Here is a 20,326-nt window from a genome sequence, read left to right on the forward strand (position 1 = left end):
GCGCAGCCGCAGGAGACCACGATGAGCAGCAACGCAGGCGCCCGCCCCCGCCGGGGCAACACGCGGCAGCGGATCCAGGACGTCGCCCTGGAGCTCTTCGCCGAGCGCGGGTACGAGAAGACCTCGCTGCGGGAGATCGCGGAACGCCTTGAGGTCACCAAGGCCGCGCTCTACTACCACTTCAAGACCAAGGAAGACATCCTCGACAGCCTCTTCGAGGACCTGACGCTGCCCATCGACGAGCTGATCGAGTGGGCGGGCGAGCAGCCGCGCACGCTTGAGACCAAGAAGGAGATCCTGCGCCGCTACAGCGAAGCCCTCGCCGGGGCGGAACGCCTCTTCCGGTTCATGCAGGAGAACCAGGCGACGATGCGGGAGCTGCGCACCGGCGAGGACTTCAAGGCCCGGATGCTGCGCCTGCTCGACGTCCTGCGCGAACCGGACGCCCCGCTGACCGACCAGGTCCGCTGCTTCAGCGCCCTGTTCTCCATGCACGCCGGGCTCTTCGCCCTCAAGGACGTCGAAGGCGACCCCGAGGAGAAGCGCAGGGCCATCCTTGAGGTCGCCACCGATCTGGTCACCCAGGCCCACGCGGGCCGGGAGACGGACGCTCAGTAAGAGCACCGGTCCGTCAGCACTTCACGGAACCGGTCCGTCAGAACGTCACGGAACCGGTCCGTCAGAACTTCACGCCGAGCGAGCTCATGAAGTTGGCCGGGTTGATCGCCGAGCCGTAGTTCGGGGACGTACGGATCTCGAAGTGCAGGTGCGGACCGCTGGAGTTGCCGGTGTTGCCGGAGCGGGCGATCTCCTGGCCGGTCTTCACCTTCTGGCCGACCTTGACGCCGACCTTGGACAGGTGCGCGTACTGCGAGTAGCGGCCGTTGTCGTGCTTGATCACCACGGCGTTGCCGTACGCGGGACCGTCACCGGCGCCGTTCGGGCCGGCCTTGACGACGGTGCCGCTGTGCACGGCGGAGACCTTGGTGCCGACCGGCACGGCGAAGTCCTGGCCGGAGTGCTTGCTCGACCACATGCCGCCGGCCTGGGCGTAGCTCGCGCTCAGCGTGTAGTTCTTGACCGGGTTGCCCCAGCCCGACGCCTTCTTCGCCGCGGCGGCCTTGGCCTCGGCCTTCTTCGTGGCGGCCGCGGCCTGAGCCTTGGCCTGCGCCTCGATGGAGGCGGCGGCACCGGTGAGGCCGCCGTTGCCCTTGTCGGCGGCCATCGAGACGCCCGCGCCGAGCGTCGCCGCCATGCCGACACCAGCGGCGAGAACGGCCGCCCGGGTACGGAACAGCGACGACTTGGAAAGGTGGGACTCGGCGCGCTTCGACATCACGGATGACCTCCAGGGGGTGGGGGCGGTCCGGACATCGGCGTCCGGAGCAAAGACATGAACGGACCCGGCCGACGAACTCTGCGACCGGGCTGCCCCACCTTGGTAACCCGCCCCCGCCACCCCGCTCAAACCACCCATCTACTACCAAAGCTCGTACGGAGCCGGGGGAATGATGACCCCTTGACGCCCTTTGAGCCCCCTTTCGGAGACCTTGGGAAATGATCGCGGAAGTGGTGTTTAGCCCCACTTCAGGAGGTTATTGAGGGACATGAACGCCCCTCTTGCCCCCAACTCACCCGATTCGGGACTTTAGTCCCGAGGGTCGCCTGCCGAAGGTCCCCCACCCCCTGGGACCAACCTCCACTATTCCGGCTAGTACCCCTCGAAACGCCTGTGCGTCATGTCACCGGGCACCAAGATCGAACCCTGCCGGGATGTGATCGGGGCTACTCGGACCGCGGGTTCCAAGGGGTACGTGCCGCCGCGCTCGCCGCCCGCTTCCGGAGCGCGCAAAGGGGCCGGCCCCGAACCGATGTCTCGGTTCGGGGCCGGCCCCTTGCTGCTTCGCTACGGCGTGACGCCTCAGCCCTTGGTCAGGTCCGGGCCGGAGCCGCCGCCCGCGGCGGCGTCCACCGGCGGCACGTCCGGCAGCGTCGACTTCTCCTCGCCGCGGAAGGTGAAGGTCTGCTGCTCGCCCTCGCCCTCCGTGTCCACGACCACGATGTGACCGGGGCGCAGCTCGCCGAAGAGGATCTTCTCCGACAGGCTGTCCTCGACCTCGCGCTGGATCGTGCGACGCAGCGGCCGCGCGCCGAGCACCGGGTCGTAGCCCTTCTTGGCGAGGAGCTCCTTGGCGGACTGGGAGAGCTCGATGCCCATGTCCCGGTCCTTCAGGCGCTCGTCCACCTTGTCGATCATCAGGTCGACGATCCGCAGGATGTCGGCCTGGCTGAGCTGCGGGAAGACGACGACGTCGTCGACACGGTTGAGGAACTCGGGGCGGAAGTGCTGCTTGAGCTCGTCCGAGACCTTGTTCTTCATCCGCTCGTAGTTGGTCTTCGTGTCGCCCTGCGCCGCGAAGCCCAGGTTGAAGCCCTTCGAGATGTCCCGGGTGCCGAGGTTGGTCGTCATGATGATGACCGTGTTCTTGAAGTCGACGACCCGGCCCTGGGAGTCGGTCAGACGACCGTCCTCCAGGATCTGCAGGAGCGAGTTGAAGATGTCCGGGTGGGCCTTCTCGACCTCGTCGAAGAGGACCACGGAGAACGGCTTGCGGCGCACCTTCTCGGTGAGCTGACCGCCCTCTTCGTACCCGACGTAGCCGGGGGGCGAGCCGAAGAGCCGCGAGACCGTGTGCTTCTCGCTGAACTCCGACATGTCGAGGGAGATCATCGCTTCCTCGTCGCCGAAGAGGAACTCGGCGAGCGCCTTGGACAGCTCGGTCTTACCGACACCGGACGGGCCGGCGAAGATGAACGAACCGCCGGGACGCTTCGGGTCCTTGAGGCCCGCACGCGTACGCCGGATGGCCTTCGACAGCGCCTTGACGGCGTCGTCCTGGCCGATGACGCGCTTGTGCAGCTCGTCCTCCATGCGCAGCAGGCGCGAGGACTCCTCCTCGGTCAGCTTGAAGACCGGGATGCCGGTGGCGGTCGCGAGGACCTCGGCGATCAGATCGCCGTCGACCTCGGCGACGACGTCCATGTCGCCGGCCTTCCACTCCTTCTCCCGCTTGGCCTTCGCGGACAGGAGCTGCTTCTCCTTGTCCCGCAGGGAGGCGGCCTTCTCGAAGTCCTGCGAGTCGATCGCGGACTCCTTGTCGCGGCGGACACCGGCGATCTTCTCGTCGAACTCGCGGAGGTCCGGCGGCGCGGTCATCCGGCGGATGCGCATCCTCGATCCGGCCTCGTCGATCAGGTCGATCGCCTTGTCCGGCAGGAAGCGGTCCGAGATGTACCGGTCGGCCAGGGTGGCGGCCTGGACAAGAGCCTCGTCGGTGATGGACACACGGTGGTGCGCCTCGTACCGGTCGCGCAGGCCCTTGAGGATCTCGATCGTGTGCGGCAGCGACGGCTCCGCGACCTGGATGGGCTGGAAGCGGCGCTCAAGGGCGGCGTCCTTCTCCAGGTACTTGCGGTACTCGTCGAGCGTGGTGGCACCAATGGTCTGGAGCTCACCGCGGGCCAGCATCGGCTTCAGGATCGAAGCGGCGTCGATGGCGCCCTCGGCGGCACCCGCGCCCACGAGCGTGTGCAGCTCGTCGATGAACAGGATGATGTCGCCGCGGGTGCGGATCTCCTTGAGGACCTTCTTCAGGCGCTCCTCGAAGTCACCGCGGTAGCGGGAGCCGGCGACGAGCGCGCCGAGGTCCAGGGTGTAGAGGTGCTTGTCCTTGAGGGTCTCGGGCACCTCGCCCTTGACGATGGCCTGAGCGAGGCCCTCGACGACGGCGGTCTTGCCGACGCCGGGCTCACCGATCAGGACCGGGTTGTTCTTCGTACGGCGGGACAGCACCTGCATGACCCGCTCGATCTCCTTCTCGCGCCCGATGACCGGGTCGAGCTTGGACTCACGAGCGGCCTGGGTGAGGTTCCGGCCGAACTGGTCGAGGACCAGGGACGTGGAGGGCGTGCCCTCGGCAGGACCGCCGGCGGCGGCGGTCTCCTTGCCCTGGTAGCCGGAGAGCAGCTGGATGACCTGCTGCCGCACCCGGTTGAGATCGGCGCCCAGCTTCACGAGAACCTGGGCGGCGACGCCCTCGCCCTCGCGGATCAGGCCGAGCAGGATGTGCTCCGTGCCGATGTAGTTGTGGCCCAGCTGAAGGGCCTCGCGGAGCGACAGCTCCAGGACCTTCTTGGCGCGAGGGGTGAAGGGGATGTGCCCGGACGGGGCCTGCTGGCCCTGGCCGATGATCTCCTCCACCTGCTGGCGGACCGCCTCGAGCGAAATCCCGAGGCTCTCCAGGGCCTTAGCGGCGACACCCTCACCCTCGTGGATCAGGCCCAGGAGGATGTGCTCGGTGCCGATGTAATTGTGGTTGAGCATCCGGGCTTCTTCCTGAGCCAGGACGACAACCCGCCGCGCGCGGTCGGTGAACCTCTCGAACATCGTTAATCGCTCCTCAGAGCGGTCAGGCAGTAAAGGGGTCGGTCCCCTCCCTGTCCTTCCGCAGCTTAGTCCCGCAAGCGGGGACCGCTCATTCCAACTGCCGACACCCGGCCCTGCTTCCCGGGGGATCTCCTGCCACGAACGCCGACATCTGCTCCAACTCGATGGTGCGAGACGATGTTCCCGCAGGCCAGGCAGTTACCCCTATCGCCAGTACGCCGATGGCGAACGGGAGGCGTCCGAGCGCTGCGTGTCGCCCCTCTCCACTAGGAATGTCTTACCCGTAGGGACTGACACTCCATGCGGCGCGCACCGGTTCCCTCCGCTACGGGCGAACACCCTTGCGCCCCCCGAGCCCTGTGCGGCCCCGCTTTCGGGCACGATGCGCATCCGGTCACGCACGCTGCGTAACCCCTGACGGTCGCGAGAAGTTGCTCCAGACATGTCACCCGCGATCCCGCTCCCGCGCAAACCGGCCGCCGCTCCCGGTGATCCGGTGCAGCAGTGGTACGAGAACGAGCTCGGCTGGGCGACGGCCGCGGGGCCGCCCGTCCAGCTGGTGGCGGGGCTGCGCTTCGACGTCCTGGAGGTCCCCGCCGACGCGGGCTTCGCCGTCCTGCGGCGGCTCGGCTCCGCGGCCGCGACGGGCCCGGCGGCGCTCGCCGGGAACACGGTGCGGTTCCTGGTCGCCGCGGGCGGCGCGGACGAGTTGCCGGGGCTGCTCGAATGGCTTGAGTGGGGCGGGCTCGTACGGGACCTGCGGGCCGTGGGAGCGGGCGGTCTGATTCCCGCACCGCTGCCGCCCGGCCGGCCCGGCCCCCGGGAAGCCGCCGTGTGGCTGCGGCCCCCCGGTCCGGGGCGCGGGGTGGAGCCGGCCCTGCCGACGCTGTCGGCTCTCACCGGCCCCAGGGGGCACGGGGCCGCTCCCGATCTCGTACGGCTCGTGGATACGGCGGCGACTCAGTGCCACCGGCTCCGGTTGCTGCGCGCGAGCGCTCAGCCGTTGGCCTTCTCGTAGGCCTCGCGGATCGAGGCGGGGACACGGCCGCGGTCGTTGACCTCGTAGCCGTTCTCCTTCGCCCAGGCGCGGATCTGCGCCGTGTTCTCACTGCCACCGGAAGCGGCGGCGCGCGCCTTGCCGCGGCCGCCCGCGCTGCGGCCTCCGGTACGACGACCACCCTTCACGTAGGGCCCCAGGAGACCCCGGAGCTTGTCCGCGTTGGCGGTGGTGAGGTCAATCTCGTACTGCTTGCCGTCCAGAGCAAACGTCACGGTCTCGTCCGCCTCGCCGCCGTCGAGGTCGTCGACAAGAAGGACCTGAACCTTCTGTGCCACCGGATTTCCTTTCATCGATAACTTCAGGTCCCGCTACCGGCGGCGCGTCCGCCGCACTTTCCCGGGCCCCGGTTATATGGAGTACGTCGGAAAGCAAACCGCTTTTGCCGGAAAAACACAAACCCCAGGTAGAGACCGCGACCTCAAGAGCCCTTGAAACATGCGCGTTTCGGACATAGCACCGCCCGCCGCCGACGGTGATGCGCACAGCCGGTATAAACCGAGGCGTACGGTCAGAGGTGCAGAAGCATGCGGCTGTTCCCCAAGGTGTTCGGTTTCACTCGTTCGAGACCGAGGAACTCCGCGACGCCTTCGTCATAGGACCGGAGCAGCTCGCTGTAGACATCTGTGTCGACCGGAGTCTCACCGATCTCCACGAAGCCGTGCTTGACGAAGAAGTCCACTTCGAAGGTGAGGCAGAAAACCTTGCGCACACCGAGCCAGCGCGCGGTCTGCAGCAACTTGCCGATCAGTTGATGACCTACTCCGGAACCCTTGACATCGGAGTTCACGGCGAGTGTGCGTACTTCGGCGAGGTCTTCCCACATCACGTGCAGCGCACCGCAGCCGACGACCTGTGCGTTGTCGTCGCGTTCCGCGACCCAGAACTCCTGGATGTCCTCGTAAAGCGTCACCGTGGCTTTGTCGAGGAGGATGCCGTCGCCCGCGTAGGAGTCGATGAGGTCGCGTACCGCGGGTACGTCACTGGTTCGCGCCCTGCGGATGGTGACGGGTTTTGCGGGTGCATCGGGATACGCGGGGATCTCTGCTGGCATGTCCGGACGCTATCGCCCTGTGCCGCCCTCTGCCGCGCCGGGGTTCTCCGGCCCCTGCACCATGCGAACGGCGTCGTTGAGGGCTTCGCGTTGTTCCGGCGACATCATGCCGAAGAAGGCGACGAGTGCGGCCGCGGGGTTGTCGCTCTGCGACCAGGCGTCGTTCATGAGCGCGGCGGCGTAGGCGGCACGCGTGGAGACCGCCTCATATCGATAGGCGCGGCCTTCCGCTTCTCGCCGCACCCAGCCCTTCTGATGGAGATTGTCCAAAACGGTCATGACCGTGGTGTAGGCGATGGACCGTTCCTGCTGAAGGTCTTCCAGGACTTCCCGAACCGTGACCGGGCGGTTCCACTTCCAAACCCGCGTCATCACGACGTCTTCGAGTTCTCCCAAGGGGCGAGGCACACCTGAAGAATAGTGGGAGTTGTCCCGATTTTGGGCGCAAAAATGGCGTACGGCTCGAAAATAACTGAGCCGTACGCGCTGGGTGGTACTGCGGGGGCGGTCAGGCGCCGCCGGCCTCCGGGCTGTTCTGCTGCGGCTGCCGGACGCTCTCGGCGCGGGCGACCGCGGCGTCGACGGCCGCGTCTTCCTTGGCCTTGTTGGCGCCGCCCTGCGTCTTGACGATGGTGACGATGAGGGCGCTGAAGAAGACCGCCATCACTACGGGGGGCAGGAGCGCGGAGACGTAGTCCATGCCCCCCAGCGTAGCTATCCGGCGGCGAGCTTCTGCGACGGGGCGGCCGGTTCGTCCGTCTCGGCGGGGCCTGCGGGCGCGGCGGGGCGGCGCTTGGGCGGGAAGACCTCGGCCGGGGTGGGCACGGGACGGTCCGGGCCGGTGCGCTGCGGCGCCGGTTTCTTCGGGTCCGGGGCCGGCTTGTCGCCCTCGGCGCGCCCGCCGGGCAGGGCGAGCAGCCGGGTGCGGGAGGCCGGCACCCGCGGGGTCGCCGCCGGCCGGTTGCGTACGTCGTGCTCGGCGAGGGCGCGGCAGCGGTCGAGGAGGGCCGCCGCGAGCGGGTTGCCGCGCAGGGCGCGCAGGGCGGCCAGGTCGTCCACCTCCGGGCGGTGCCCTGCGGCGAGGGCGTCGGCGAGGAGCTGGAGGTAACCGGCGGCGGTGCCGGGGAGTGCGGCGCGGTAGCGGCCGAGGTCGGCGACGAGGAAGGCGCACAGGCGGGCTCCTTCGTCGATCGCCTCGTTGATGCCGTCGGAGAGGTCCAGGCAGTCCTGGACGTCGGCGACGGAGGCGGCCTTGCTGGGATGGAGGGCGACGGCGAGGGCGCGTCGGAGCACACGCAGCTCGTCTGCGCTGAACGCCATGCCGCCGCGGGATCCGTATGGCGTGGGCATGGGCCGACAGTACGCGCTAATCGGACAAAATCGACTAAATGTGAAGGGGTGGCGCGCCGGGCGCTGCGCATGTGTGCCGCTCGGACGTGCGAGGCGTCCGCAAGCGCCGGAGGGGCGATACTTCAGCCCGTCCGGCGTCTGAGGGCCAGCCCGCACGGCGACCGGCGGTGACGAGTCGACGGTGCGGAACGTGCTGCGGTGCGGAACGTGCTGCGGTGCGAACGTGCTGCGGTGCGGAACGTGCTGCGGCGAGAACCGCTAGCTGCGCGACACGTTGCGTTCGTGGACCAGGCGGAGGCCGATCAGCGTCAGCCAGGGCTCGTGTTCGTCGATGGCCGTGGACTCGCCGAGGACCATCGGGGCGAGGCCGCCGGTGGCGATCACCGTGACGTCCTGGGGGTCGTCGGCGAGCTCGCGGGCCATGCGGCCGACCACGCCGTCGACCTGGCCCGCGAAGCCGTAGAGGATGCCGGACTGCATGGCCTCGACGGTGTTCTTGCCGATCACGCTGCGCGGGCGGGCCAGCTCGATCTTGCGGAGCTGGGCGCCGCGCACCCCGAGGGCGTCCACGGAGATCTCGATGCCGGGGGCGATCACGCCGCCGACGTACTCCCCGCGCGCGGAGACCGCGTCGAAGGTCGTCGCCGTGCCGAAGTCGACGACGATCGCCGGGCCGCCGTAGAGATCGACGGCGGCGGCCGCGTTGATGATGCGGTCCGCGCCGACCTCCTTGGGGTTGTCCATCAGGATCGGCACGCCGGTCTTGATACCGGGCTCTACGAGGACGGCCGGGACGTCGCCGTAGTAGCGGCGGGTGACCTCGCGCAGCTCGTGCAGGACCGAGGGCACGGTGGCGCAGATCGCGATGCCGTCGATGCCGTCGCCGAGCTCCTCGCCGAGCAGCGGGTGCATGCCCATCAGGCCGTTGAGCAGGACCGCGAGTTCGTCGGCGGTGCGTCGGGCGTCGGTGGAGATGCGCCAGTGCTCGACGATCTCCTCGCCGTCGAAGAGGCCGAGGACGGTGTGGGTGTTGCCCACGTCAATGGTCAGCAGCATCAGGCGGTCTCCCCCGCGCTGCCCGCCGCTGCGTCCGCCTCGCTGCCCGCCGCCGCGTCCGCCTCGCTGTCGGCCTCGCGCTCGCTGTCGGCCTCGCGCAGGTCCAGGCCGATGTCGAGGATGCGGGAGGAGTGCGTGAGGGCGCCCACCGCCAGGTAGTCGACGCCCGTCTCCGCGTACGCGCGGGCGTTGTCCAGGGCCAGGCGGCCGGAGGACTCCAGGAGCGCGCGGCCGTCCACCAGGGCCACGGCCTCCTCGGTCTCGGCGGGCGTGAAGTTGTCCAGGAGGATCAGGTCCGCGCCGGCGTCCAGGACCTCGCGCAGCTGGTGCAGGGTGTCGACCTCGACCTCGATCGGCAGGTCCGGGAAGCGCTCGCGTACTGCGGTGAAGGCCTCGGCCACGCCGCCGGCCGCGACCACGTGGTTGTCCTTGACGAGCGCGGCGTCGGAGAGGGACATGCGGTGGTTGACGCCGCCGCCGCAGCGCACCGCGAACTTCTCCAGGGCGCGCAGGCCGGGGGTGGTCTTGCGGGTGTCGCGCACCTTGGCCTTCGTACCGTCCAGAACGTCCGCCCACGCGCGCGTGGCGGTGGCGATGCCGGAGAGGCGGCACAGGATGTTCAGGGCGCTGCGCTCGCCGGTGAGCAGGTCGCGGGTGCGGGTGGTGACGCTGAGGAGCTTCTGGCCGGCCGGCACGCGGGCGCCGTCCTCGACGTGCCGCTCGACCTCGAAGGCCTCCGTGCAGACCACCGAGAGGACCGCCTCGGCGACCCTGAGGCCCGCCACGACGCCGTCCTCACGCGCGGTGAAGTCGCCGGTGGCGACGGCGTCCTCGGGGATGGTGGCGACCGAGGTGACGTCCACGCCGCCGTCGAGGTCCTCGGCGAGCGCCATGTGGGCGATGTCCTCGACGAGGGCGGGGTCGAGGCCGTCCTGGACGATGAGGGCGGCGAGCGCGGGGTCGAGGCCGCACTCCATGACGGCCTCGTCGGCGTCGGCGGAACAGCCGCAGGCGTCGCCGCAGCCGCTGGTCTCGGCGAGGGGGAGGTCGGGGGTGCTCACTTCGGTCACTGCTCCTGGAGAGGGGTTGTCTGCGGCCGGTGCGGGTGCGGCCGGGTCGGGTGCGGCCGGGTCGGCGGGAAGTCCGCGGTCTCGGTGCGGTGCACGGCGAGGGTGCGGTCGGGGCGGAGGCGTACGACGAGGTGGCGGCGCCAGTCGGTGTCGTCGCTGTCGGCGTGGTCCTCGCGCCAGTGGCAGCCGCGGGTCTCCTCGCGGCGCAGGGCGGCGGCGACGAGCACGCGCGCGACGCACAGGAGGTTGGTGGCCTCCCAGGTGTCGGTGCCGGGCTCGGCGGTCTTGCCGTGCTCGGCGAGGGCGTCCCGCGCGGCGGCGTGGATCGCGTCCAGCTGCTCGGCGGCCTCCTTGAGCGAGTCGGCGGAACGCAGCACTCCGGCGCCCTGGGTCATGATCCGCTGAAGCGCGAAGCGGGCCTCCGGCGGCAGCAGCGGGTGCGCGGGCGTCTCGGCCTGCTCCACGGGCGCCGGGACGCGGCTCGCCGGGGTGTCGTGGACGATGTGCTCGGCGATCCGCTCGGCGTAGACCAGACCTTCCAGAAGGGAGTTGGACGCGAGCCGGTTCGCGCCGTGCACACCGGTGCAGGCGACCTCCCCGCACGCGTACAGGCCAGGGACCGTCGTACGGCCGTGCCGGTCGGTGCGGACGCCGCCGGAGGCGTAGTGCGCGGCCGGGGCGACCGGGATGGGCTGCGTGACCGGGTCGATGCCGTGGGCGCGGCAGGCGGCGAGGATCGTCGGGAAGCGGCTCGCCCACATCTCGGCACCGAAGTGCCTGGCGTCCAGGTACATGTGCTCGGCGCCCGTTTCCAGCATGCGGTGCGTGATGCCCTTGGCCACGATGTCCCGCGGCGCCAGCTCGGCCAGTTCGTGCTGCCCCACCATGAAGCGCACGCCGTCCGCGTCCACGAGGTGGGCGCCCTCGCCGCGCACCGCCTCCGACACCAGGGGCTGTTGGCCCTCCGCGTCCGGGCCGAGGAACAGCACCGAGGGGTGGAACTGGACGAACTCCAGGTCGCTGATCTCGGCGCCCGCGCGGAGGGCGAGTGCGACACCGTCGCCGGTGGACACCGCCGGGTTGGTGGTCGCCGAGAAGACCTGCCCCATGCCGCCGGTCGCGAGCACCACCGCGCGCGCGTGCACCGCGCCCACGCCGTCGTGCTGGCCCTCGCCCATGACGTGCAGGGTGACGCCGGCCGCGTGGCCCTCGGCGTCCGTCAACAGGTCCAGTACGAGGGCGTTCTCGATGGTCTCGATGCCCCGCGCGCGGACCGCCTCGACCAGGGCACGGGAGATCTCCGCGCCGGTGGCGTCGCCGCCCGCGTGCGCGATGCGGCGGCGGTGGTGGCCGCCCTCGCGCGTGAGGGCGATCCCGCCGCCGTCGGCCTTGTCGAACTCGGCGCCCGTCTCGATCAGCCGCCGCACCGCGTCCGGCCCTTCGGTCACGAGTGTGCGCACGGCCTCCTCGTCGCACAGGCCCGCGCCCGCCACCAGGGTGTCGTCCAGGTGCTGCGCGGGGGTGTCGCCGTCGCCGAGCGCGGCCGCGATGCCGCCCTGGGCCCAGCGCGTGGAGCCGTCGTCCAGGCGGGCCTTGGTCACCACGACCGTACGCAGACCGCTCGCCGCGCAGCGCAGCGCGGCCGTGAGCCCGGCGACGCCGGAGCCGACCACGATCACGTCGGCCGCGCGGGCCCACCCGGGGGCCGGCGCGTGCAGCCGTATGCCGGTGGTTGCGGGGGCGGTCATACGGCGGCTCCGGGGGCCTCGTCGGTTCCTGCGGGGGCGGCGGCGCCTGCGGGGGTGGGGGCGGGCGCGGGGGTGCCTTCCAGGGGCTGTGTGAGGGTGCCTTCCGGGGGCTGCGGGAGGGCGCCTTCCAGGGGCTGCGGGAGGGTGCCGTCGGACGGCTCCTCTGCCGCAAACGTGAGGGGCAGGTTGTCGATCAGGCGGGTCGTGCCCACGCGCGCGGCGACCGCGAGGACGGCCTCTCCGGTGAACCCGTCCGGCACTTCGGTGAAGTCGGCCGGGTCGACCAGGGCCAGATAGTCCAGGGACAGCGGGGGCCGCAGCCGCGCCGCGTCGTCGAGCACCGCGCGGGCGGCGTTGCGGACGGCGCTCGGGCGGCCGAGGGCTGCCTGGGAGACGGCGTGCGCGTCGGCGGCGGCGCGGGCCTCGCCGAGCGCGGTCAGGGCGTCGGCACGCGCGCGTGAGGCGGGCGACGCCTGGGCGCGCGCGGACAGCGCCTGCTGCGCGGCGAGCCGTTCCCGGCCGGCGAACAGGGCGGTGGACAGGGCGAGTGCGGTGCGCCGCTCATCCGGTGCCAGGTAGCGGTTACGGCTGGACAGGGCCAGGCCGTCGGACTCGCGCACCGTGGGCACGCCGACGATCTCGACCGGGAAGTTCAGGTCGCGCACCATGCGCCGGATCAGGGCGAGCTGCTGCGCGTCCTTCTCGCCGTAGAGCGCGAGGTCGGGCGCGGTGAGGTGCAGGAGTTTGGCGACGACGGTGAGCATGCCGTCGAAGTGGCCGGGGCGCGCGGCGCCTTCGAGACGCTCCCCCATCGGACCCGCGCTGATCCGCACCTGCGGTTCGCCGCCCGGGTAGACCTCGTCGACGCCGGGGGCGAACACCGCGTCCGCGCCTGCCTGTTCGGCCACCTTGAGGTCGGCATCGAGCGTGCGCGGATAGCGGTCTAGGTCCTCGCCCGCGCCGAACTGGAGCGGGTTCACGAAGACCGTGACGACGACCTGGCCGTCCGGGCCCGCCACTTCGCGCGCGTGCCGGACGAGCGTGGCGTGGCCGTCGTGCAGGGCGCCCATGGTCATGACGACGGCGCGACGGCCCTCGTGGGTGAGCGCACGGAGCTCGCGCGCGGTGTGCAGCAGTCGCGTCGGTCGTGTCATCGCGCTTCCCTGTCCGTTCGTCGCGCGTCCCGGGGTCATCGAGCGTCCCCGTCCGGGCCGTCCGTGCCGTCCGGGCCGTCCGTGCCGTCCGGGCCGTCCGTACGTCCTTCGCCGCCCGTACGTCCGCCGCCGCCCGCGGGGGCCGTCCCGCCCGCGAGGACGCCGAGCAGGTCCTCCGCGAGCTCCGGCTTGAGCAGGCCGTGGGCCAGGGCCCGGTCGGCGGTGGCGCGGGCCATCGCCAGGTACCCGGCGACCGCGCCGGGCGCGTGCTTGCGGAGCTCGGCGACATGCGCCGCGACCGTGCCCGCGTCACCGCGCGCGACCGGACCGGTGAGCGCGGCGTCCCCGGACCGCAGGGCATTGTCGAGGGCCGCGCCGAGCAGCGGGCCGAGCATCCGGTCGGGGGCGCCGACGCCCGCCCGGCCCAGCAGCTCCATGGCCTCGGCGACCAGGGTGACCAGATGGTTCGCCCCGAGGGCGAGCGCCGCGTGGTAGAGCGGGCGGGCCGACTCCTCGATCCACTCGGGCTCGCCGCCCATCTCGATGACCAGGGCCTCGGCGGCGAGCCGCAGCTCCTCGGGCGCCGTCACCCCGAACGAGCACCCGGCGAGCCGCTGCACGTCCACGGGCGTGCCGGTGAACGTCATGGCGGGGTGCAGGGCGAGCGGCAGACCACCGGCGCGCAGTGCGGGTTCGAGCACGCCCACGCCGTACCGCCCCGAGGTGTGCACGATCAGCTGGCCGGGGCGGACGGCGCCGGTCTCGGCGAGCCCCTCGACCAGTCCGGGCAGGGCGTCGTCCGGAACGGTCAGCAGCACCAGCTCGGAGCGGGCGAGGACATCCGCGGGCGACACGATCGGCACGTCCGGCAGCAGGGCCGCGGCCCGGCGCACCGAGGCGTCGGAGACTCCGGACACGGCCACCGGGCGGTGTCCGGCGAGCTGCAGCGAGGCCGCGAGGGCGGGTCCCACGCGGCCGGCCCCGACCACGCCGACCGCGAGCCGGGCCGGTCGATCCGCTGGATTCTGGGGTTCCGTATGCGGTGTGTTCACTCGACGAGCGCCTTCCGTTCCAGTCCGCTCGGGGTACCGGACGATTTCTCGTCATGCTAACGCGAGGGGGTCCGGGGGTGTCCCGGCTGTCCACAGGCTGTGCGGTTTGTACGACCGGTGGGGCGGGCGTCGTCCACAGGGCGGGTGACACCGCCGGTTGTCCACAGGATGTGGGAATCCGCGGACCAGCGGGACGCGCGCGTGGTGGACGCGCACGTGGTGGACGATGCGCCCGGTGGCCGATGCGCGTGGTGGCCGATGCGCGTGGTGGCCGATGCGCGTGGTGGCCGATGCGCTGCGGGAGGCGGGCGTGCCGTGGTTCCAGGTGCGGGCGGCGGTGAGGGATTTCGTACGGCGGCTGCGAGCCCCACCGCGCACAGACCCTCGGTTCAGTGCGCCGTACCGCCCGCCCCTCCATGCACCGCCCTCCCGGCACCCCTCAGTGCGCCGCCCGCCCGGCACCCCTCAGTGCGCCGCCCCGCCCGCCCCCAACAGCCGGGCCAGGGCCAGGCGGAGGCGGCCGCGGGCCGGGCGTTCGTGCACCACGGCCTCGAAGCGGCGGTGGTCGCGCAGCTCGCGCACCGCGCGCCAGTCGTGGCTGCCCGGAGCGGGCGGCTGCGGGGTGCCGCGCTGGGCCGCGCGGTAGGAGTCGAGCAGGTACTGCTGGGTGATGCTCATGACAGGTCGCCTCTCGGGAATGCCGCACACAGAGGTGCCGCGCAGAGTTCAGGTGCTGAGAGGGCCCCGCGGAAAGCCCCGGTCGCGTCGACGTCTCCAGAGTGGGCGGGCCCGGGCGGGGCTGTCGCGTCGATTGACGGGAGCCGTCAATCGACCGGGGCGTTGTCGGACCCGCCGTGCACCATGGGGACATGAGCGTGACCATCGACATCGCGGGCCTCCCGCCGGAGCGGATCTCCGTCGTGCCCTCTCCCCTCGCGGAGCTGGGCATGGCGCTGCACGCGCTGAGCGAACCGGGTCACCACCCGGGCCTGCAGGGCTGGGTCACCGCCGTCTCGGCGGGCCTCGACGCATGCCTCGCCGACCGGCTGTGCGAGGCGGACTTCCTGTGGCGTACGACGTTCTCGGACGTCTTCGCGCCCTTCGCCGGGATACCGGGCGCCAGGGCGCTGCCCGGCGGCACGCTCGCCGCCGAGCTGGACCTGCTCGACACGCTGAGCGACGAGACGTTCGTCGACATCGCCCTGGAGTTCACCTGCCAGCTGACGTACGACACGGTGGCGCCGGACCCGTTGAACGACGCTGCGGCGCGCAAGCGGGCCCTTGACCTCGCGGCGGCGCGCGGCGCGCCCCAAGTCCGTTTCACCAAGCGCCTGCTGGACGACCCGCCGCACATACGGACCTGGTTCCGGCAGCTGATGGAGGACTGCGAGGAGGCGTTCTTCGCGGACATCTGGGGACGCCTCGAACACCAACTGGCGGCGGACGCCCGGCACAAGACGGAACTGCTGCGCCACAAGGGCCTCAGGGAGACGTTGGGCGCGGTGTCGGCGGCGGTCGCGCTCGACGAGCGGGCCGAGCGCATCACGGTGGACAAGCTGTCCGAGGGTCGCACGGCGACGGGGGACGGCGGCCTGGTCCTGGTGCCCACCAGCCTGGGCCGGCCGCACCTGTTCGTGCTGCACCGGTACGGCTGGCAGCCCGCCATCACGTACCCCGTGAGCGCCCCGCGTCCCACCGCGCCGGCCTCCGTCGAGGAGCTGACGCGCCGTATGGAGGCGCTGGCCCACCCGGTGCGGATGCGGCTCTGCCGGCACCTGGCGCGCGGCGCGTACACCACCAGCGAGCTGGTGGACGCGCACGGCATGACGGCGCCGGAGATCTCCCGGCACCTCACGGTCCTGAAGAAGGCCGGGCTGCTCACGGCGCGCCGCCGCGGCCGCTACGTCCTGCATCAGCTGGACCTGACGGCGGTCGCGCGGCTCGGCAGCGATTTCATCGAGGGGGTGCTGCGGTAGGTGCCAAACTCTCGGCTCGCTCGGCCAGGTTCTCGGCTTCGCTCGACCAGGGCCCCCGTCTCAACGCCGGAGGGGCTGCATTTGGCCGCAGCTTCAGCCTCCCGCCCGCACCAGCCCCGTCTCGTACGCGAGGACCACCACCTGGACGCGGTCGCGCAGGGACAGCTTGGTGAGGATGCGGCCGACGTGGGTCTTCACCGTGGCCTCGGAGAGGACCAGGCGGGCGGCGATCTCGCCGTTCGAGAGGCCCTGGGCGACCAGGATCATCACCTCGCGCTCGCGGTCGGTGAGACGTTCCAGCTCCTTGTGCTGCGGTTCGCGGCCGGTCTGCGGCAGCATCGGCGCGAAGCGGTCGAGCAGGCGCCGCGTCGTCGAGGGCGCGACGACCGCGTCGCCGCTGTGCACCGAGCGGATCGCACCGAGGAGTTCGCCGGGCGGCACGTCCTTGAGCATGAACCCGGAGGCGCCCGCCTTCAGCCCGGAGAAGGCGTACTCGTCCAGGTCGAACGTGGTCAGGATCAGCACCTTCGGCGGGTTCGGGCCCGAGCAGATGCGGGCCGTGGCCTCCACGCCGTCCAGGCGCGGCATCCGTACGTCCATCAGCACCACGTCGACCGCGGTGGCGCGCAGCACCTCCAGGGCCTCGGCACCGTCGCCGGCCTCCGCGACGACCTCCATGTCCGGCTGTGCGGCGAGCACCATGCGGAACCCGGTGCGCAGCAGCACCTGGTCGTCGACGAGCATCACGCGGATCGGCATTTCCGGTTCGACCTCCGGGAGGAGCAGGGGCTGACAGGTGTCAGCGGGCGTCAATGGGCGTCATTGGGCGTCAATGGGCGGGCTTGAGCGGCAGCAGGGCACTGATCCGGAACCCGCCGCCGGGCCGCGGCCCCGCGTCCAGGGTGCCGCCGACCATGCCGACGCGCTCCCGCATCCCGATGAGTCCGTGGCCACGGCCGTCCGCGCCCCCGTCCTCGTACAGCTCATGCGGGGCGCCCTTGCCGTCGTCCTCGACGAGCAGGCCGAGCCCGTCGTCGAAGTAGACGATCCGGACGCTGGCCCCCGCGTTGTCGCCGCCGTGCTTGCGCGTGTTGGTGAGCGCCTCCTGCACGATCCGGTACGCGGTCAGCTCGACGCCGCTGGGCAGCGGGCGCGGGGTGCCCTCGATGCGGAAGTCGACGGTCAGGCCGGAGTGGCGGACCTGCTCGACCAGCTCGTCGATCTGCTGGACGTCCGGCTGCGGCACGTACTCGCCGCTCTCCTGTTGCTCCCCGGTGCGCAGCACGCCGAGCAGCCGGCGCATCTCGGCGAGCGCCTGCCGGCCCGTGCCGGAGATCGTCTCCAGGGCCTTCCTGGCCTGGTCGGGCGCGGTGTCCATGACATACGCGGCGCCGTCGGCCTGGACCACCATCACCGAGACGTTGTGCGCGACCACGTCGTGCAGCTCGCGGGCGATCCGGGCGCGCTCGGCGGCGACCGCGACCTTGGCCTGCGCCTCGCGCTCCTGCTCAAGCCGGGCCGCGCGCTCTTCCAGCTGGGCGAAGTACGCGCGACGGGTGCGGATCGAGTCGCCGAGCACCCAGGCGAGGGCGAACGGCACCATCGTGAAGCCCGCGATGAGAATGTTGCCCCAGACGCCGCTGTGCTCGTTCGGCCAGGCGATCTGCGAGATCGGCGCCGCGCACAGGCCGCCGACGAGCGCGAACCGCCGTGCCCAGTCAGCCCCTTCGGCCGCCACGGTGTAGATCAGCACCAGCATCGCGAAGTCCGCGGGCAGCACGCTCACATCCGCGATCAGCTGCCCGACCCCCATCGCGGCCACCAGCAGGAGCATCTGCTCCGGCCACTTGCGGCGCAGCGCGACGGCGAGGCACGCGACGACGGAGAACACGACCTCGGCGACGCCCGGCTCGCGCCCCTGACTGTTGCCCTGCGACGCCAGCCCCACGACGGACACCATGAGCAGCACGACAGCCCAGAAGCTGTCGACGCCCGTGGGGTGTCTGCGGAGGAATTCATAGAGGCGCTGCACATAACCCAGCGTAGGTACGCGCCACTCGTGCAGGGTCAGCCGCAGGGTCGATCCCGTACGACAGCTCGTACTCCCCAAGGTGGAGGCGCATAGCCTTTCCCGTGGGACGGCAGACGTGAGCAGGGCGAGGTGCGGCGTGACGGGTGGTGCGGCCGAGACGGCCGGTACGAGTGCGGGGTGGCCGCGGGGCTGGCGCGAGGCCGCCGAGGAGGCGCTCTACGGCCGCCCGGACGGCTTCTATCTGCGGCCCGAGGGCCCCGCGGGCCACTTCCGTACATCCGTGCACGCCTCGCCGCTCTTCGCCGAGGCCGTGGCCGGGCTGCTGTGCCGGGTCGACGCCGCGCTCGGCGCCCCGGCGGAGCTGGCCTTCGTCGACGTCGGCGCCGGGCGGGGCGAGCTGACGGCCGGGGTGCTGCGCGCGCTGCCCGCCGAGGTGGCGGCGCGCGTGCGGGCGTACGCGGTGGAGCGCGCGCCCCGGCCGGAGGCCCTGGACGACCCGGGCATCGTGTGGACGGCCCAAGTGCCGCACGGCGTGAGCGGGTTGCTGTTCGCCAACGAGTGGCTGGACAACGTGCCGGTGGACGTGGTCGAGGTCGACGGCGAGGGCGTGCCGCGCCTGGTGCTGGTCGACCGGGGCGGCGCCGAATCCCTCGGGCCCGAGCCGTCCGGCGCGGACGCGGAGTGGCTGGAGCGCTGGTGGCCGCTCAAGGCGTGGGAACCCGGGCTGCGCGCGGAGCCGGGCGGTCCGCGCGACGCGGCCTGGGCGGCGGCCGTCGGCTGTCTGGAGCGGGGCCTCGCGGTGGCCGTGGACTACCACCACACGCGCGGGGCACGACCCGGATTCGGCACCCTGACCGGGTTCCGGGACGGCCACGAGTGCCGGCCCGTGCCCGACGGCTCCTGCGACCTGACCGCCCATGTGGCGCTCGACGCCTGCGCACTGCCCGGCGCGAAGCTGACCGACCAGCGCACCGCGCTCACCGCACTCGGCGTCTCGGGCGCCCGGCCCCCGCTGGCCCTGGCGAGCACCGACCCGACCGCGTACGTCCATGCCCTCACGCACGCGGGCGAGGCCGCCGAGCTCACCGCGCAGGGCGGACTCGGCGACTTCGGCTGGCTGCTCCAGCCCGTGGACGTACCCCTGCGGGCGCTACTTGTCGATGTCACCGACGACGAAGAACAGTGACCCCAGAATCGCCACCATGTCGGCGACCAGCGTCCCGGGCAGCAGCTCGGTCAGCGCCTGGATGTTGTTGTACGAGGCGGAGCGCAGCTTGAGGCGGTACGGGGTCTTCTCGCCCTTGGACACCAGGTAGTAGCCGTTGATGCCGAGGGGGTTCTCCGTCCAGGCGTACGTGTGCCCCTCGGGGGCCTTGAGGACCTTCGGCAGGCGCTGGTTGATGGGGCCCGGCTCCAGCTCCGCGATCCGGTCCAGGCAGGCGTCGGCGAGGTCCAGGGCGTTGTGCGTCTGCTCCAGGAGGCACTCGAAGCGGGCCAGGCAGTCGCCCTCCTGCCGCGTCACGACCTTCAGCTCCTGCTGCAGCTCTCCGTACGCGAGGTACGGCTCGTCCCTGCGCAGGTCGAAGTCGACGCCGGAGGCACGGGCGATCGGTCCGCTCACCCCGTACGCGTGCACCGCCTCGGGGGTGAGGACGCCCACTCCGCGTGTGCGGCCGCGGAAGATCTCGTTGCCGAGGACCAGGCGGTCGTACACGTCCATCCGCGAGCGGACCGAGGCAACCCCGTGGCGGGCGCGCGACGTCCAACCGAGCGGAAGGTCCTCCTTGAGGCCGCCGACGCGGTTGAACATGTAGTGCATGCGGCCGCCGGAGACCTCCTCCATGACGTTCTGGAGCTCCTCCCGCTCCCGGAAGGCATGGAAGACGGGGGTGATTCCGCCCAGTTCGAGCGGGTACGAACCAAGGAACATCAGATGGTTGAGGACGCGGTTCAGCTCGGCGAGCAGCGTGCGCGTCCACACCGCGCGTTCGGGCACCTCCATGCCGAGCATCCGCTCGACGGCGAGGACCACGCCCAGCTCGTTGGAGAAGGCGGAGAGCCAGTCGTGGCGGTTGGCCAGCATCACGATCTGCCGGTAGTCCCGCGCCTCGAAGAGCTTCTCCGCGCCGCGGTGCATATAGCCGATCACCGGCTCGACGTGCTGGATGCGCTCGCCGTCGAGCACCAGGCGCAGGCGCAGCACGCCGTGGGTGGACGGGTGCTGGGGGCCGATGTTGAGCACCATGTCCGTGCTCTCCGCGGCTCCGCCGACGCCTACGGTCCTGATCTTCGGATCCGTCTTGGTACTCATACGCACAGTGTGTCGTACG

General features: G+C 71.5%; 20 protein-coding genes. 4 read left to right on the plus strand and 16 right to left on the minus strand.

Annotated features, from left to right (window positions below):
- Positions 1-21 precede the first annotated feature (21 nt).
- A complete protein-coding gene (locus QIS99_RS22265) occupies positions 22-618 on the plus strand; it encodes a TetR/AcrR family transcriptional regulator (protein ID WP_282515350.1) in 597 nt (198 codons plus the stop codon).
- Positions 619-679: 61 nt separating this feature from the next.
- On the opposite strand, the gene QIS99_RS22270 is transcribed toward QIS99_RS22265, so the two are convergent.
- Positions 680-1,336: a M23 family metallopeptidase gene (locus QIS99_RS22270; RefSeq protein ID WP_282515351.1), complete on the minus strand. Its 657-nt coding sequence runs from the start codon at positions 1,334-1,336 to the stop codon at positions 680-682.
- Positions 1,337-1,921: 585 nt separating this feature from the next.
- Positions 1,922-4,447 carry an ATP-dependent Clp protease ATP-binding subunit gene (locus QIS99_RS22275; RefSeq protein WP_282515352.1) on the minus strand — a complete coding sequence of 842 codons (2,526 nt, stop codon included), beginning with the start codon at positions 4,445-4,447 and terminating at the stop codon, positions 1,922-1,924.
- A 442-nt stretch (positions 4,448-4,889) separates the two neighbouring features.
- Between QIS99_RS22275 and QIS99_RS22280 the strand changes: the two genes are divergently transcribed.
- Positions 4,890-5,465 (plus strand): SCO3374 family protein, encoded by a 576-nt coding sequence (locus QIS99_RS22280; RefSeq protein WP_282515353.1) that lies wholly within the window; start codon positions 4,890-4,892, stop codon positions 5,463-5,465.
- Here the strand turns inward: QIS99_RS22280 and QIS99_RS22285 are convergent.
- From QIS99_RS22285 to QIS99_RS22335, 11 genes are all read right to left on the minus strand, one after another.
- Complete coding sequence (locus QIS99_RS22285) at positions 5,444-5,782, minus strand: histone-like nucleoid-structuring protein Lsr2 (RefSeq protein WP_282515354.1); 339 nt, start codon at positions 5,780-5,782, stop codon at positions 5,444-5,446. The two genes, QIS99_RS22280 and QIS99_RS22285, sit on opposite strands and share 22 nt — an antisense overlap.
- 233 nt (positions 5,783-6,015) lie before the next feature.
- Positions 6,016-6,558, minus strand: coding sequence for an amino-acid N-acetyltransferase (locus QIS99_RS22290; RefSeq protein WP_282515355.1), 543 nt, complete (start codon positions 6,556-6,558; stop codon positions 6,016-6,018).
- Between the two features lie 9 nt (positions 6,559-6,567).
- Positions 6,568-6,966 (minus strand): BlaI/MecI/CopY family transcriptional regulator, encoded by a 399-nt coding sequence (locus QIS99_RS22295; protein ID WP_282515356.1) that lies wholly within the window; start codon positions 6,964-6,966, stop codon positions 6,568-6,570.
- Between the two features lie 100 nt (positions 6,967-7,066).
- Positions 7,067-7,258 carry a hypothetical protein gene (locus QIS99_RS22300; protein WP_282515357.1) on the minus strand — a complete coding sequence of 64 codons (192 nt, stop codon included), beginning with the start codon at positions 7,256-7,258 and terminating at the stop codon, positions 7,067-7,069.
- Between the two features lie 14 nt (positions 7,259-7,272).
- Positions 7,273-7,878 carry a hypothetical protein gene (locus QIS99_RS22305; protein WP_282515358.1) on the minus strand — a complete coding sequence of 202 codons (606 nt, stop codon included), beginning with the start codon at positions 7,876-7,878 and terminating at the stop codon, positions 7,273-7,275.
- A gap of 288 nt (positions 7,879-8,166) precedes the next feature.
- Positions 8,167-8,964: a type III pantothenate kinase gene (locus QIS99_RS22310; RefSeq protein WP_282515359.1), complete on the minus strand. Its 798-nt coding sequence runs from the start codon at positions 8,962-8,964 to the stop codon at positions 8,167-8,169.
- Positions 8,964-10,025, minus strand: coding sequence for a carboxylating nicotinate-nucleotide diphosphorylase (nadC, locus tag QIS99_RS22315; protein WP_282515360.1), 1,062 nt, complete (start codon positions 10,023-10,025; stop codon positions 8,964-8,966). Before nadC ends, QIS99_RS22310 begins: the two co-directional genes overlap by 1 nt.
- A 5-nt stretch (positions 10,026-10,030) precedes the next feature.
- Positions 10,031-11,782: an L-aspartate oxidase gene (locus QIS99_RS22320; RefSeq protein WP_282515361.1), complete on the minus strand. Its 1,752-nt coding sequence runs from the start codon at positions 11,780-11,782 to the stop codon at positions 10,031-10,033.
- Positions 11,779-12,936, minus strand: coding sequence for a pantoate--beta-alanine ligase (gene panC / locus QIS99_RS22325; RefSeq protein ID WP_282515362.1), 1,158 nt, complete (start codon positions 12,934-12,936; stop codon positions 11,779-11,781). The genes QIS99_RS22320 and panC overlap by 4 nt, the downstream gene beginning before the upstream one ends.
- A gap of 35 nt (positions 12,937-12,971) precedes the next feature.
- Entirely contained in the window at positions 12,972-13,988 is a 1,017-nt protein-coding gene (locus tag QIS99_RS22330) for a Rossmann-like and DUF2520 domain-containing protein (protein ID WP_282515363.1), read from the minus strand.
- Positions 13,989-14,453: 465 nt separating this feature from the next.
- The gene (locus QIS99_RS22335; RefSeq protein WP_282515365.1) at positions 14,454-14,666 is read right to left on the minus strand and encodes a hypothetical protein; all 213 of its coding nucleotides are present in this window, start codon (positions 14,664-14,666) and stop codon (positions 14,454-14,456) included.
- A gap of 191 nt (positions 14,667-14,857) precedes the next feature.
- Between QIS99_RS22335 and QIS99_RS22340 the strand changes: the two genes are divergently transcribed.
- Positions 14,858-15,964, plus strand: a complete 1,107-nt coding sequence (locus QIS99_RS22340) for a DUF5937 family protein (RefSeq protein ID WP_282515366.1) — start codon at positions 14,858-14,860, stop codon at positions 15,962-15,964.
- 93 nt (positions 15,965-16,057) lie between these two features.
- Here the strand turns inward: QIS99_RS22340 and QIS99_RS22345 are convergent, their stop codons facing one another.
- Together QIS99_RS22345 and QIS99_RS22350 are read right to left on the minus strand one after the other, a co-directional pair.
- Positions 16,058-16,723: a response regulator transcription factor gene (locus QIS99_RS22345; RefSeq protein WP_282515367.1), complete on the minus strand. Its 666-nt coding sequence runs from the start codon at positions 16,721-16,723 to the stop codon at positions 16,058-16,060.
- Between the two features lie 70 nt (positions 16,724-16,793).
- Positions 16,794-17,996 (minus strand): sensor histidine kinase, encoded by a 1,203-nt coding sequence (locus QIS99_RS22350; RefSeq protein ID WP_282515368.1) that lies wholly within the window; start codon positions 17,994-17,996, stop codon positions 16,794-16,796.
- 136 nt (positions 17,997-18,132) lie between these two features.
- Here QIS99_RS22350 and QIS99_RS22355 point away from each other — a divergent pair, with 136 nt between their 5' ends.
- Positions 18,133-19,182, plus strand: coding sequence for an SAM-dependent methyltransferase (locus tag QIS99_RS22355; RefSeq protein WP_282515369.1), 1,050 nt, complete (start codon positions 18,133-18,135; stop codon positions 19,180-19,182).
- Here the strand turns inward: QIS99_RS22355 and QIS99_RS22360 are convergent.
- Positions 19,147-20,307, minus strand: a complete 1,161-nt coding sequence (locus QIS99_RS22360; RefSeq protein ID WP_282515370.1) for an NADH-quinone oxidoreductase subunit D — start codon at positions 20,305-20,307, stop codon at positions 19,147-19,149. The genes QIS99_RS22355 and QIS99_RS22360 overlap by 36 nt on opposite strands.
- Positions 20,308-20,326: the final 19 nt, after the last annotated feature.

The organism is Streptomyces solicavernae (assembly GCF_029968095.1).
Classification (GTDB): domain Bacteria; phylum Actinomycetota; class Actinomycetes; order Streptomycetales; family Streptomycetaceae; genus Streptomyces; species Streptomyces solicavernae.

What these genes read in the sequence shown, in the direction of transcription:
- QIS99_RS22345 (WP_282515367.1), bottom strand. Translation starts at nt 16,723, where the DNA reads ATGCCGATCCGCGTGATGCTCGTCGACGACCAGGTGCTGCTGCGCACC.
- panC (WP_282515362.1), bottom strand. Translation starts at nt 12,936, where the DNA reads ATGACACGACCGACGCGACTGCTGCACACCGCGCGCGAGCTCCGTGCG.
- QIS99_RS22265 (WP_282515350.1), top strand. Translation starts at nt 22, where the DNA reads ATGAGCAGCAACGCAGGCGCCCGCCCCCGCCGGGGCAACACGCGGCAG.
- QIS99_RS22270 (WP_282515351.1), bottom strand. Translation starts at nt 1,336, where the DNA reads ATGTCGAAGCGCGCCGAGTCCCACCTTTCCAAGTCGTCGCTGTTCCGT.
- QIS99_RS22310 (WP_282515359.1), bottom strand. Translation starts at nt 8,964, where the DNA reads ATGCTGCTGACCATTGACGTGGGCAACACCCACACCGTCCTCGGCCTC.
- QIS99_RS22275 (WP_282515352.1), bottom strand. Translation starts at nt 4,447, where the DNA reads ATGTTCGAGAGGTTCACCGACCGCGCGCGGCGGGTTGTCGTCCTGGCT.
- QIS99_RS22300 (WP_282515357.1), bottom strand. Translation starts at nt 7,258, where the DNA reads ATGGACTACGTCTCCGCGCTCCTGCCCCCCGTAGTGATGGCGGTCTTC.
- QIS99_RS22335 (WP_282515365.1), bottom strand. Translation starts at nt 14,666, where the DNA reads ATGAGCATCACCCAGCAGTACCTGCTCGACTCCTACCGCGCGGCCCAG.
- QIS99_RS22320 (WP_282515361.1), bottom strand. Translation starts at nt 11,782, where the DNA reads ATGACCGCCCCCGCAACCACCGGCATACGGCTGCACGCGCCGGCCCCC.
- QIS99_RS22305 (WP_282515358.1), bottom strand. Translation starts at nt 7,878, where the DNA reads ATGGCGTTCAGCGCAGACGAGCTGCGTGTGCTCCGACGCGCCCTCGCC.
- QIS99_RS22290 (WP_282515355.1), bottom strand. Translation starts at nt 6,558, where the DNA reads ATGCCAGCAGAGATCCCCGCGTATCCCGATGCACCCGCAAAACCCGTC.
- QIS99_RS22280 (WP_282515353.1), top strand. Translation starts at nt 4,890, where the DNA reads ATGTCACCCGCGATCCCGCTCCCGCGCAAACCGGCCGCCGCTCCCGGT.
- QIS99_RS22360 (WP_282515370.1), bottom strand. Translation starts at nt 20,307, where the DNA reads ATGAGTACCAAGACGGATCCGAAGATCAGGACCGTAGGCGTCGGCGGA.
- QIS99_RS22340 (WP_282515366.1), top strand. Translation starts at nt 14,858, where the DNA reads ATGAGCGTGACCATCGACATCGCGGGCCTCCCGCCGGAGCGGATCTCC.